This is a genomic window from Legionella sp. PC997 (assembly GCF_014109825.1).
In the GTDB taxonomy this organism is placed as follows: domain Bacteria; phylum Pseudomonadota; class Gammaproteobacteria; order Legionellales; family Legionellaceae; genus Legionella.
This window is the reverse complement of sequence record NZ_CP059576.1, coordinates 579,178-593,886: the sequence shown is the minus strand read 5'-3', so window position 1 is coordinate 593,886 and position 14,709 is coordinate 579,178. Positions and strand designations below refer to the sequence as shown.

Genomic DNA, 14,709 nt, shown 5'->3' with positions numbered 1-14,709 from the left:
GATACCGCGCTTTATGCGCGGTATCTAATTTTTTTCAATCAAACCTCATATTAATTGATACAAAACAATAAGTTAATCTGTATAATAATTCCCGGAAAACTAGGCGGAATATTCAATGAGTCGTTTCATTCTTAATCCATTTAATCTGTTTGCTACTTATAATATACAATGAATTCACTACATAAAATCGCAGAAAAGTATCTCACTGTAATTAAAAAATCACTTACTGGTTCATTAGACACTTCTCAACCAGACCACTGGCAATTTAACATTGCTTCCACCAAAGCCTTTAGGTCATTTATGACGAACGGACAAGTAAGAACACTTATCGGTCCTAAGCGCTTAGATAATATAGAACAATCAATCAAACATATAACGAGTAACCGTGTAGTGGGGGATGTTGTTGAAGCAGGATGCTGGCGAGGCGGTGCTTTATTGTATTTAAAAGCTTGTCTGGATGCTTATGGTGATCAGGACGTACTCAAAAGGAATGTTTGGGGTGCTGATTTATTCCCTGAATCAAGCTCCTTAGTGACTTCTTATTCTAAATTAATTCGTCTTAAAAGTTTATTAAAAATCAGAAGGCTTTTGCCCAAAAAATCTCAACAACGTTTGGCGAACTATGTGATGGAAGCCTTTCCTAATGAACAATATGATAAAACTACTTTAAGTAAGATTTTTGCTCTCGCCAATTCATTGACCTATATTAAAAAAGAATCATTAATTTCAACTTCTCATCAGGATCTTTTAGAGGCGTTCAAACGATATGATTTGTATGATGACACCATCAAATTAATGCCAGGCTGGTTTAAAGACACCTTGCCGCAAATGCAAGAGCAAATTGAACAGATTGCTCTTTTGCGGATTGACGCTGATTTTTATCAATCCACGTTGGATGTGCTTAACACCTTATATCCCAAGCTCGCGCAAAATGGTATTTGCATTATTGATGATTATGGTGGCTTTACTGAATGCCAAAGAGCGGTGGATGAGTATCGCAAACAACATCAGATTGCTGAGCCTCTGGAGTCAGTTGACGGCACTTGTTATTACTGGATCGTGAAGAATCGCATCCACCAAGGAAGTTAAGATCTGACCTGGTCCCAGCTCAACAAAATCCAAATATCCCAAAGCTAAACAATATTCTATGCTTTGATGCCAAAATACAGGACTCACTAACTGCTGGCTAAGTAGTTTCGCCATCTCTATTGGACAATCAACATGTGCCCGTGCGGTTGCATTGAAGATGATGGGATATCGCGGTGGATTCAATTTGAATTCCTTGAGATAAGAATAAAAGGTATCAGCAGCCTCATGCATCAAGGGTGAATGGAATGCACCGCTTACCTTTAAGGGAATAAAGCGTCCTTCAACGAATAATTTGGAACTGGCATCAATTGATTGCTTTGTTCCTGCAATTACGGTTTGCATTGGGGAATTATAATTAGCAATTACAACCGACAGTTGTTTTTTTTCGATAATCTCCTGAATTTGTATCGGACCTATTCCTACAATTGCCGCCATGGCCCCTTCTTTAGCCTCACTCATCAATTCTGCGCGGCGTTTAACGATGTTTAATCCCGTCGCAAAATCGAAAACTTCAGAGGCATACAGTGCTGCATATTCCCCTAAACTATGTCCCAACACCATATCCACTTTTAAATCAGCTTTTCTCTCAAGCCAAGCCATAATCGAAATACAGTAAATGAGTGGTTGGGTGTATCGTGTTTGATTTATTACTTCGCTAAATACAGCTTGCTTAATGTCATAACCGAGTATTTGATTTGCTTGCTCCACCATCTCGGGAAATAATGTAAATAACTCCTTTCCCATCCCTTTGTGTTGAGATCCTTGTCCTGGAAATAATAATACACTCATAGCTCACCTAAAATTTAATAACCCTTTTGTTTTTCGAGTACGAAACTGGATAAAATCGTTGCGATCTTCAATATTTAGATAAATATTCATTTTTTTCACTTCCGAAAAACACTGCCCCAGATCATGATGATAACGGTGGCCTGGATACACCAACACTTCATCAGGTATCATTTTTTTTAGATAATTCAGGGAATCAAACATCATGCCTGCATCTCCACCTTTGCTATGGCAAAACCCACACCCTTCATTAAACAAAGTATCCCCTGTAAATAAAACGTTATCAATTTGAAAGCAAAGACCGCCGAAAGTATGTCCCGGGGTTTGATGGATGATGATGCTGGGAAGATGCTCTAAATTAAGGAGGTTTTGAAAAGGATAAATCGCTTTAAGATTATGACATTGAAATCCATAATACTCTATTTCAGAACTACTCATAAACACAGGACACTCATAATATTTGGCAAAATAATTCGCCAAATGCGAATGATCGAGATGATGATGGGTTAACAAAATTGCGACAACCCTTAATTCATTGCGCGTTACAAAATTCTGAAATTTTCTTTTTTCCCATGAAGGATCGATAAAAATGCACGTTTTATTTTCTGTATCGACAACAACAGGACAGTAATTTATAAATTTGAATCGCTGGGTTTTAATGATTTCGATGTACATCATGAACTCGTATAAAATTAAAATCAGGGTGATACATCATTTGATAATGGTACTTATCAAAGCAAATAAGCTGATTTTTTTTGACTTCTAAAACAACAGGTTTTACCTCAACCAACCGCGATACTACATCCTCTTCCGTTTGCAGGGTAAAGACTGGATTTTTATCAAAATAAAGTACTGGAGACACCAGCAGCTCACCGGTGATTTTATGAGAATCAAACAACGTAAAATAATACGAGATATGGGCCTCATCTTTGAGTTTCCGTAAAACCATACGGTTTCGCGCACACCAAGATTCTAATGCTTTCTCTCCCTCAAATAGTGCAAGCTCATTAGCAGACAATTTGAAATGAATCTTTATAATATAATTTTCCTGACAATGTTCTAGCAATGCTTCACTTTCCCATAGCAAGAATTGCGCATCTTGCTCTGCAATGAGCATGACATAGGAAGTTGTTAAATCGAGATAATCAATATAGTGACTTTTAGAACCTTTTCCGGCTTGAAACTCACTAACGATTATTTGTTTTTCCAAACACAATGCCGCTTCACATGTTACGGGCTCAAAATGAGTCACATTCAAAATCTTAATCATCACGCACTCCAATCGCCTTCTCCATGTTTTGGCTACGCATTTGAATATTCCATATTCCACCTGTTACCATTTGATATTCATTACTTAACAAGGGCTTAATTTTGTAATGTGCTTTTTCCAATTCATGCCAAGGTAAAGCTGGAAAAAAGTGATGCTCCACGTGATAACCAAAGTTTAAAAATAAATAATGCTGTAACCATCGTGGAAACCAGGTACTTCGCGTCGTTAAAGTATGTTCTTTTAGGGTAGGTCGATGTTGAGTAGGTTCTAAACCTAAATGCTGCGGAGTAGACAAAGTTTCCCAGAGGACTCCATAAATCAAAATCGCTGGAACTAGGTTTTTAAACGTTACAAAACTAGGGAAACACCATTTTAAAAATACATAAGCAAAAAATAAAAAGAGTACCGAAAACAAACATTGTCGAAACCTGATTTGGGATAGTTTTTTTTGTTTGAGCAATTTAAGAGGATAAGTCCAATAAACCAGATGTAAGAACAACACATTTAAGGGAATAAAGGTTCTCCAGCCTACATGAAAGATCCACGGTAACTTCTTACTTATTTTGGCCTGCTTCAGTAATTCAAATACCGGATCTTTATCGATATGCCCAGTCCACTTATGGTGCTCTTCATGAATGATTTTCCATGGATAAAATGGCATACAACAAAAAATACTCATGTAATGACCCAGAACCACATTGAGCCAGGATTTATTCGATAAAGTATTATGACCACACTCATGCAGTAAAATAAAATTATGCAGAAATAAAATCGCCAAAAAAAGTTCACCCAGGCAATAGAATAGTAAGTTGTTTTTTCCCAACAAAATAACTGCAGCATAAAGCAAAGCGATATCAGCAATTAAAAAACCAAGACTCTTTGTAAGTTGACGCTTAAAATTCAGTGATTTTCTCACTTCAGTATATTCTTCATTACTTAACATAAAAGTTCTTCCTTCTTCTTCGCAATAGAATTAATGAGTTGTAATATAGAAACAGGCTCAAGTAATACAGTGGGTGAAATATTAAGTTTTAACTCACCTTTAATTTGCTCTGCCAAATGAATTGCTGCCAATGAATCTAAGCCGTAATGGACTAATGATTGATTTAAATCCAAGGTGGTTGTTGCACAATGTACATGTCTTGCAAAAAGTGTCAATAACTCATCTGAATTCGCAGTTTTTGCAGGCATCAATTCCCTCTCTTTTTGAGAGACCATCGCCTTTTGTACCAAAGTATGAGGGCGAGGTCCTATTTTTAAGCGTGCCACAAAAATCGATTGATCTACCTCTTTAGGCATCGCCAACATCTCCACTGAAAAACCAATTTCTTGCAGTAGTTTTTCCCAAGTTTCTGCATGGAGTAACGCGCTTGCGGGGATACGATATTCATCTTTATTGGTATGCCATTGCTTAAATAAGCCGAAGGTACAAGCAAGAAATAAGCTATTCGCTGTTGCTTCATTGATAATCAATACACCATCCTTACGAAGTAATGGAATAATGTTCAGCAGGCATTGACGAATATTATCAGTAGTATGCAATACATTACTTGCAATAATGAGATCAAATTGTTTGTTCATCATGGGCTTGTTAATATCTAGAATACATGTTTCCACTTCAGCATACTTAGAGAAGTATTCTTTAGCCCGCGCCACAAATTGAGGATTAATGTCACTGAATGTGAAATGAACCTTATGTGCACATTGCGTGAGTATTGCTTCTGTTGTGGCCCCCGTACCCCCTCCTAACTCAAGAATATCAACCTGAGTATGACGGGCATCACTAATGTCCTTAACTAAAGAGGCAATGGTTTGATTGTAATAATGTGCCAAAAGATTCTTTTGATAAATACCACGAACTAAATCATCTCGGCCAAAAGGGAACATAATCTGCTGGATGGTTTTTTGCCCTGTAACTACCTCAGTAAAATGCAGTCCACACACCTTAAGTAATTGAACAAACGGTTTAATTTGAGGGTATTTCCTTATTAATTGCAATTGATCGTGAAGTAATTCAACGTGGGATTTAATTTGATGTGGGTTTTGAGAAACATGATTTCGTTCAAAATCTTTGAGCATGTTGATTAATGCTAAATAATAAGGTTCATAGTCCTTTTGCACTTCTGATCTTGAATAATTTTGACTCCAAACTAACCCTTGGGTCTGCAAATGATGTTTCATTAAGTGAAAACAAAAATACTCTAACTCAAATAATCCTCGATTAAAGAGAAGCAAATCCTCGGTTTCTTGGGTTAGGGAATCCGTGCAAATTGGCATCATGGTTTTTACTGATTCTGAAACATTGAAAAAACTTAGATCAGACTGAGGCAAAGAAGCTGTCAATTGTAAGGAATGATAACCTTGCTCTGGAGTAATCGGAGAAATCCCTGAGGAGAGCATCAATTGGTTTGCAACCTCATCGTCTTGTTGCCAAAAACCCCAATGAACCAATTTCGTTTTCTCAGAACGCAACGCCTTAATTAATGCATCCGCATAATAACAGGTTGCAGAGTAAGCACCTCTATTTTTATTTTGCGTATAAATTTGTACTGAAGAAGTGATGATAACGTGTTTCACTTCCCTACGATGACATGCTTTGATTAAATGATAAGTACCTAATACCTTCACACTCATTTGCGACAAATAATCTTCATAATTCAATGAAGTCACCGGAGATTCACTATAACAAGCGCCTAAATGATAGAGCCAATCAATTGTCCCATAGCGTTGAATCACCTCATCTAGCAAAGAGTCAACTTCAACCGCTACCGTGCAATCCATTGTTTTCCAATGAAGGACTCCTTCGGTTCGTGTTTTGATAGAGCGACCAACAATAATGAGTGCGCGAGGATTACGTTCAATAAACTTGGGCACCAAAAGCCTTCCTACGTGCCCATCACCACCAATAAGCACGATGACCTCATCAGTACGTTGGCAGGGATTTAATGTATGATTCACAGCTTTAAGTTGCCGGTGCCACACTCCGTCATGCGCCAAAACCAAAGGAAAAGCTTGGCCTTGATTTGATAAAACAAGCGCTTGAGCACTAATCCTATTGTCCGCAAGATCAATGCACTCAATCAACCAAAATGGATGTTCCTTTTTTAATGATTGGGCTAAACCATGCATGCTTGCCGCATAAGGATTAATAACCGATTCCTTTAATCCATAAGCATTATTGCTAAAAATATAAAGGGTTAAGGATTTTTCACGATAGGCCAGTTCTTCCAGCCTTTTAATTAAATCTAAAAAGCCTGCCATTCCCAAGCGCTGGGAGTCCAGAAGAGATATCGTGTTTATGGGCTCTTGACACATCCCCGCAAAATAATAAATCAATTCACAAGGGTGTTCGTGCAGCCATCGCATGCCCTGTTCTACTGAATCCTGCTCTTCAACAAAGATAAAACAACTCATCCCTTTATAGGGAATTTGCTGCAGCGCTTCTTTTACCTGTTGCTCCTGCATTCGCGTTAAAAATAGAGCCCGGTGCTGATAACGATGCAACTCCAGCGAACGAACATTTTTTTTCCTCCAAATTGGCTCATACGCTTCAATCTCTTTATTAATAGCTTTAGATGTCTCTGGAGCGTCAAACCAACAATAATGGGTTGCAAAAGGATAAACAGGTAATACCAATGGAATGGCATTAATACCCTCATAAACATGTTGCCAATCAATTGAACGACCCTCTTGATAGACAAGGGCAAGCCTTTCTAAATAACCCTTCAATTGATGAGGAATATGCTGCAACCCAAGAAGAGTCTGTTCCTGGGAGTAATTCTCATGTACCGAATTAGATGATTTACCCTCCCTTTTTAATTGTTCACACAAATCATCAAGGTCTTCCACAATCAATAACTTGCGGCATTCAAAATCAGCACGTCCTACGTTTAAGGTATAACTTAATTGAGTCAGACAAACACTATCGGGTACAGTACATACATAATCCAGTAGCTGTTCTGAAATTCTTACCAACGCTTCATTGCTCTTGGCGGATAATTTGATCGGAACATAAGGCAGCTTCGGTAATTGTTCTGAGGAGGTCTCATCGCGCGTCAAAATACAATGACCATTACTGCCCCCAAAACCAAAACTATTAATCGCAATCGTTGTTAATTGAGTAACCTCCGCTTTTTTGGCAATTCGAAACGGGCTTTCAGCAAGTCGAATGAGGGGATTCACTTCCTGAAAATTTGCCTGCGGCGGAATTATTTGGTGTTTCAACATCAACAATCCTTTAATCACCCCCGCAAGGCCTGCCACAGGCTCGGTATGACCTATATTACTCTTTACCGAACCGATATAAAGCGGCTTTATTCGTGGCGCAAATAACTCCTGTAAGACCGAGAACTCAATGGGATCCCCTAGACGAGTTGCGGTCGCATGTGCTTCAAAATAATCGATTTCATCAATCGATATTCCACCCTGATACACTTGTGATAATAATTGTTTTTGTGCCAGCGGATTCGGAGCAGTTAATGATTGTGATTGCCCTCCATGATTGACTTGAATCGCTTTTATTGTGGCTTCAATACGTAACTTTTGCGCGGCCGCCAAAGTATCCCCCACCAACCATAGACCAGCAACCCCTTCACCTTTTACATACCCATCCGCTTGGGCATCAAAAGGACGGCAATAATTCGTGGGTGAGAGAACATTTAATTGGGTCGTCAATTCAAGTGTTTTTATATCACAAAGCAAACTCACACCTAGAACCAGTGCGGACTCACATTCACCGTTCTTAATTGCCGCAACAGCACGGTTCAAGGCGGTAAAACTGCTCGAGCAAGCTGTATCAATGGTCTCACTCGGACCATGGAAATCAAAAAAATGGGAAATGCGGTTTGCAGCGAAAGTCTTTGCACACCCGGTAATTTGATAAAGACTATTTATCTGACTCCGATCCAATAGACGTGCATAATCATCAAATTGGATAGCAACAAATACCCCGATATTTTTTCCTTTCAATGTGGCAGGTGAAACGCCCCCCTGCTCGAATACATGCCAGGATAGTTCTAATAGCTTGCGCTGTTGGGGATCCATATATTTTGCTTGTTCCAAACCCAACTCAAAAAAGTGAAAATCAAAATCCGCATAATGGTCAATAAAGCCTATCTTACGTGATTCATCGTGCTCATCCTTAAAACGGATCTTTAAAGGCATCTGAGTACAATCTTTACCAGTCAATAAAGCGTGCCAGTATTCTTCGGGGGTAGGACATTGAGGGAAAGAACAATGATAGCCACAAATAACCACACCGACTGAGGTTGAATTCAGTTTTTTGGACAACGGGAGAGGAAAATTTTTGGTATTATTCTGTAAATATTCATGTAGTTTCTGTAGCGTATGGAATTCAAAAAACTGGTTAGGATCAATGTGTATATGATACTGTTTGGCGATTGCTTCGGCGAATTCACTAAGCGTCAATGAATTAAATCCCAATTGATAAAAAGTATTCTCTGCTTTAATTTGCTGAGCAGAAATTCCCAAAATGGATTCAATTAATTCATATAATGAATTCCCTTGATTGAGGCTTATACGTTCCTGCAATTTCTTAACTTGAACCGTCAAACATTCTTGGGTTAAATATTTATGAAATTGTTGAGGATCCCCCTTAAACGGAATGTACTCACCTGCTTCTAAAGTAAGTAGCTGGCGACAAATACTTTGTATGTTGTCCGTCGTTAACGGTTCTAAACCCTGAGTATTTTTACTCCATCTCAACCAATTTAACTCAGCAGATGATGCTGAGGTTTCCGTCATGACAAAAGGTAAGTAGACACACACATGTTCTTGGCAATAGTCAGAATGTGCAATCAAAGCAGCATTATAAATTGCATAATCCTCTTGGTTACTAAATCCAGCTAATGCAGATAAAGAAGAAATACTGATTAGTTTATGGGGATGATTTAGTTGAATAAATCGACTTAAGTGAGGTTGTATTTTTTTTCGTTGTGCCACTTCATTTTTGTTTTTACCAGGCATCACTCCTAAACAATTAATGATGAAATCGTAAGTAAAAGAACGATGATATGGACTAGAAAAATCATGTTGGATGTACTGAATTTCGCCTCCTAAATCAGCAAGCATCTGGTGTCGTTTCACATCCAGGGCACTGCGTCCAATAACATCAAATCGATAAATTCCGGCAGCTATTAATGTGTGGCAAAATTGGTATCCAATAGCGCCCAAACCACCCAATACAACTACCCGCAGTTCCGATTGGAGTCGTATTGGGTGAAGTGGCGTGGTTACTAAACTTAAACTAATTGCCTGGCGGGTTGTATCATATACCACCAAGCGATGATCGAGCTGTTGCGCTTCATTACTCACTATATTGGCTACCTCAGAAGGAGACAAAGAAAATAAATGAGGAATTAAAATATTCTTATGATAATATTTTACTTGATTCGGCAAAGACATCATCAATGCATGCGACTCCATCCATTGAGTCCGACTTTGATGGATAAATATAAATTGAACCTCCGGATTTACCACAATACATTGGCTTATCCAGGCAATAAGCTGTTCTGAGGTAAAGCGTGCTTCCCCAAAAACAATGACTACTTTTTTCCCTCGTGTTTCTATGGTAGCCCGTTTGAAATACATTTGCTGGACTCCATTATCCAGCTGGCAGAGCTCTTCAAAAATTGAAACAGGCTCCACGTTACACATAATCCGATCCATTCGATAACAATGATGAGTCACTATTTCTGCATCAGGCAACCAATAATTTTGTTTGTTGTATTGAGTTTTGGGTCGTGCAATGAGATTTTGTGAATAATTTTGTAAAATTAAATGTGCATTACTGCCACCGGCCCCGAAACTACTCAGTCCAGCAAAGTGAAGTGTTTGTTGCGGCAAGTAATGGGTACATATTTGAATGGGTGCCGCATTGATATTTAACCCCGGGTTTAAAGGCAATGCATTGATGGACGGTGCTAATGCTTGCGCTTGGAATTGGGCAATCAATTTCACAATCCCAGCCATACCGGCAGCTGCTTCCAAATGCCCAAAATTACTTTTAATCGAACCCACGTACAATGGTTTTTGCACTGAACGCGTACCAAATACCTGCTTTAATGCAGCAAGTTCAATTGGATCACCTAAAGAGGTTCCTGTTCCGTGTGCCTCAATGTAATCGATTTGCTCAGGTTTAATTCGCGCTTTGGCTAAAGCGTGCTGCATCACCTTTGCTTGGGCAGCCGCATTAGGAACAGTAAATCCACTGCCCATCCCTCCATGATTTAATGCTAAACCCTTAATCAATGCATAAATCGAATCCCCGTCAGCCAGTGCTTTGTTTGCCTTTTTCAAAAGCAGCACAACAACGCCTTCGCCAGGGACATAGCCATCGGCTTGCTCATGAAATGGAGCGCTTTTCCCAGTTGGTGATAAGAATTTATTTTGCACCAATGAGGCTAATTTATAAGGATGGGAACAAAGGTTTACGCCCCCCACTAACATCGCATCCACTTCATCCGTTGTTAAATAACGACAAGCTAATTCAATGGCAGTAAGTGAAGAAGAGCACATAGAATCTAGAGAGAAACTAGGACCGGTCAAATTCAACGCATAAGACACACGATTCGCTATACTTGCCCCTGAAGATTGCGGACATTTAACCTCAGAACACTCTTGGTATTGCTCCACTCCATAGTTCTGATAAAGATGAAACATGGACGCCGCAACCACCCCCATATTTTTCTCTTGAATCTGTGCATAACCCGCGTCTTCTAAACAATGCCAGGCATTCGCTAAAAACAATCGTTCTTGGGGATCAATTAGCGCTGCATCTCGGGGTGAGATATTAAAAAATAAAGGATCAAAACTGGAAATATCATCCAAATAACCTCCCCAAGGATAAGGGGTATAATGCCAATTTCGTTGCACCATTTTAATTGAATTTTTGCCGGCAGCTAAATTATTCCAGAGTTCTTCTAGATTGGCGGCATCAGGTAATTGAAATGACATTCCAATAATCGCAATGTCGTGTTCATTAACTTCAGGCGCCTCCAGTTGGGTAGGGAACTTAAGCTGCCTTGTTTGTGACTTTAATAACCGATGTTGGAGCAATTTAGGGTTAGCAATCACCACATGAGGTACATTTGTTGCAAATGCATGTTCTAACAATGCAAAAGCATGTGGCGCGCCTAAAGGTAAGGTCCCATATTCCTCTTGCAGTTTTTGCAATTGATGCGGGTTAATTTCCATCCCGCCATCTAACCAATAAGGCCAACTGATACTAATAAATCGGGAATACTGTTTTCCCGCAAGCCGTAATTGTTCTTGTTCGCAGGCATAGCCATTTACAGCAGCATTAGCAGCAGCATAAATGCTTTGTCCAAGGTTGCCAATCTCGGCGGATAAAGAAGAATAAATACAATAAAAATCAAGTTGCTTATATTGTAGTGCATGATGAATTACCCTCAAACCGTCTAATTTAGAACGTAGCGTTTTGGTAATGTCATTGTTACTAATATTCATCAGCAACCGGTCATGCTTATCACCCGCTAAATAAAATAATCCATCGATAGGAAAATCATGCGTGGCGAAAAAATCGTTTACTGCATCCGCATCGGCTACATCCAAGGAGTAATAGGTACTATTCTCATCAGATTCAATCTTTTGACTTCGTCCAATAACATGAATTTTCGCGTGGTATTGTCTACGCAGATAACTGGCGAGCAATCGGCCTAAGCCTCCATGACCACCAACAATCAAATAGCTTCCTCCAGTTTTAAAACTGGAATGGGATATCGCATAATTCAATTGTGGTTGCAGGTAACTTACCGCATAAAGCGCATCTTGATGAAGGTAAATACATCTCTGCCTACTCAAAAAATACCTAGTAGTTTCGTTAACACATTCATCACTTACAAGAATCGAGAATAGCTGTTGAGGGTATTCTTTAGCAAGACACGAAAAGAATGCAGAAACGGAAGGGATTAAAAGTACTTGCTTAGGAGATAACCCCAAAACTATTGGAGGCAAGGTTCCTTGACCACCGGATAAAAGCTTGGCAAATGTTTCTACTAAACGAGACAAAACAGTGTGCAAATCAAGATCCGTCTGATGATAGCGTCCATCATAAATCACCCAATCTTCTTTAGGGTGTTTTTGATAAAGTTTCAATGCTTGGTCATAGGTTAAGCGGTCATTAATGATCAATACCTGCTTATTATCTAAACGCTCCTTTATTTTGGTTTTTGTAGGAATATAAAGTGCATAATCAGCATATTCAAAGGGTGCCGATAAGTGTTCCGCCTGCTCTACACAGCCAGCCTTTGGCGGATTGATCGTAGGATCCATCGATGTGGCTATGTTCATGGACGTCGACGAGCGAAGAGTACTTATTTTTTGTGTAAGATTTTTTGTTATGGAAGATGAACCCCGCGAATTAATATATGCAGTTAATTTTTCCATGGTATTTTGTTCGAACAATAACGTGGGGTAAAGCTCCAAATTGAATTGTTGTTCGAGTACATCGACCAAAGCGATTAGGCTGCTGGAATCAAAACCTAAATCAAAAAAAGAGACCTGAGGCTCTAAAAAATCAGGGGCATCCTGTATATGATTTCTTATCAATGCTGCAATTTTTTTGTGTGTATCCCCATGAACGGTGGGCAACGGGTTTACGGACTGTATCACATCTTGCTGCCTAAATTGCCGACGCTGAAATCGCTTATTTGTTAAGCCCTCAAGAGCAACTACTAAATCGCCTGTCGGTGTAAATATATGAATACGACTTTTGATTAACGACTCATGTTGCGTTGGCATTATTTCAGCTTTGACTATCAATGTTGATGTCGTAACCCGTCCAAAGACGCTTACCTTATCAATTCCTAATGGTAAATAACCTATGTCCGGACCTGCATGCGCTACTTCATCAAAATGCAACGCAGCTATGGCAAAGGTAGCACCATCCAATAGCGCAGGATGTAAATAAAAAGAGGATAAATAAGCTTGGGCTTTGCTCCCTAAAGTCAAGTTCATAGTGATTTTTGAATCATTGATGCCCGTGGTACCACTGACCTGCATAAATTCACCATGCTCAATAAATGAAGCACGTGCCAAACTATATATCGTGCTCATTGAGTGAATTTGTTCATTTTCTTTTGACAGGTGCATCAAGACAGGTAAATTCGGTTTCTTAAACTCAACGACTGATTTGAAATGAACGATATTTTGACTTTGTTCTTGATGATAGATTTCTAGAGAATGATATTGGGAATTATAAACAATACATAAAATAAGGGTCTCACCTGGTTCCACTTTAGCCGCATGAGGATAGCTCACTTGGGTGAGCTCAAAACATTCAGACTGAAAGCAGCGTGCAATAATGTCTAAATACGCAATGCCAGGTAGCACCCGGGTGCCATCGATTCGGTGATCCGCAACCAGATAATTATCTGCATTTAATTTAATTTTAAATTCGTTCAACATTAAAAAATTCATCCATTATTTCGGAATTTGGTTCTTTCCGTTGTGAAACGGCTCGCTTTATTGATTGGTGCTTTGGGATCCTACTCGAAAGAATTACATGAGCATTTGTTCCTCCAAAACCAAATGCACTCACCCCAAAATAATGAGTGCGAGTCGCATCTAAGATTTTGGGTTCATCAATCAAACACAACGGAGAATGGGCAAAATCATAACGAGGATTGGGAGTTATTTTTTCAGGCTGAGGCAACAAACAATGATGGTAACTGCATAAAGCCGTCTTAATGAACCCAGCCATGCCGGCAGCACTTAATGTGTGACCAATATTTGCTTTCACACCACCGACTACACATTTTTTAATGGATGAGTGGCCTAAAACATGAGTTAAGGCCTGTAATTCCATAGGATCACCCAATTCTGTGCCGGTAGCATGCATTTCAACATAGTCCAAATGCTGTGCTGTCAAACCGGCATTGGCTAATGCCTTTTGAATCACTTTTTGCTGAGCTTTAGGATTGGGAGTCGTATACCCCATAGTACTCCCATCATTATTGACCGCAATGCCTTCAATAACACAATAGATCTTATTTCCATCTGCGATTGCTTGTTCTAAAGGTTTTAAAACGACAAAACCACCGCCTTCACTGAGAACAATGCCATTCGCACGAACATCAAAAGGACGACATCTAAAATCCGGTGATAACGCTTTAGCTGCATCCATCAAAGCAAAAGGCCGAGTATTGACTAATCCATCAATACCCCCGACTAAAGCCAGTTCAATATCACCTGCTCTTAGCGCAGAAACTGCATGATACAATGCAACCAAAGAAGATGAACAAGCCGTATCTACGACTTCCGCAGTACCGCTCAAATCAAAAAAATGATTGATATGAGCCGCAATAAAATTTTGCCCCTGACCAATAATGGTAAACTGGTTAATCTCTTGTTGCGCACTAAAATCTGCACGTGCACCTACGAAGACCCCGGCATTCATCCCTTTGATTGTTTCCTTGGTAAAACCGGCATCAAAAATAGCGTGCTGACTTAACGTCAATGCACGCGTAACTAAAGGATTAATTTGCCGGTGATGCGCTTTAGAAAATCCAAAATCAAGTGCAGAT

7 protein-coding genes (1 of these 7 only partly in view) are annotated in these 14,709 nt (G+C 39.4%); 1 reads left to right on the top strand and 6 read right to left on the bottom strand.

Annotated features, from left to right (window positions below):
* The first annotated feature begins 168 nt into the window (after window positions 1–168).
* Window positions 169–1,089 (top strand): TylF/MycF/NovP-related O-methyltransferase, encoded by a 921-nt coding sequence (locus tag HBNCFIEN_RS02420; RefSeq protein WP_182392560.1) that lies wholly within the window; start codon window positions 169–171, stop codon window positions 1,087–1,089.
* On the opposite strand, the gene fabD is transcribed toward HBNCFIEN_RS02420, so the two are convergent.
* The 6 genes in view from fabD to HBNCFIEN_RS02390 are tightly spaced (at most 3 nt apart) and all read right to left on the bottom strand, a layout consistent with a single transcriptional unit that may run on beyond the window.
* A complete protein-coding gene (gene fabD / locus HBNCFIEN_RS02415) occupies window positions 1,030–1,878 on the bottom strand; it encodes an ACP S-malonyltransferase (protein ID WP_182392559.1) in 849 nt (282 codons plus the stop codon). The genes HBNCFIEN_RS02420 and fabD overlap by 60 nt on opposite strands.
* A 3-nt stretch (window positions 1,879–1,881) precedes the next feature.
* Window positions 1,882–2,553: an MBL fold metallo-hydrolase gene (locus tag HBNCFIEN_RS02410; RefSeq protein WP_255464314.1), complete on the bottom strand. Its 672-nt coding sequence runs from the start codon at window positions 2,551–2,553 to the stop codon at window positions 1,882–1,884.
* Window positions 2,531–3,145, bottom strand: a complete 615-nt coding sequence (locus HBNCFIEN_RS02405) for a hypothetical protein (protein WP_182392558.1) — start codon at window positions 3,143–3,145, stop codon at window positions 2,531–2,533. Before HBNCFIEN_RS02405 ends, HBNCFIEN_RS02410 begins: the two co-directional genes overlap by 23 nt.
* On the bottom strand, window positions 3,138–4,088 hold the full coding sequence (locus HBNCFIEN_RS02400; RefSeq protein ID WP_182392557.1) for a fatty acid desaturase: 951 nt from the start codon (window positions 4,086–4,088) through the stop codon (window positions 3,138–3,140). The genes HBNCFIEN_RS02405 and HBNCFIEN_RS02400 overlap by 8 nt, the downstream gene beginning before the upstream one ends.
* Entirely contained in the window at window positions 4,082–13,591 is a 9,510-nt protein-coding gene (locus HBNCFIEN_RS02395) for an SDR family NAD(P)-dependent oxidoreductase (protein WP_182392556.1), read from the bottom strand. Before HBNCFIEN_RS02395 ends, HBNCFIEN_RS02400 begins: the two co-directional genes overlap by 7 nt.
* Window positions 13,575–14,709: the 3' portion of a beta-ketoacyl synthase N-terminal-like domain-containing protein gene (locus HBNCFIEN_RS02390; RefSeq protein ID WP_182392555.1), read on the bottom strand. It continues 6,410 nt past the right edge of the window; 1,135 of the gene's 7,545 nt are visible here — the last part of the coding sequence; its start codon lies beyond the right edge, outside the window; the stop codon is at window positions 13,575–13,577. The genes HBNCFIEN_RS02395 and HBNCFIEN_RS02390 overlap by 17 nt, the downstream gene beginning before the upstream one ends.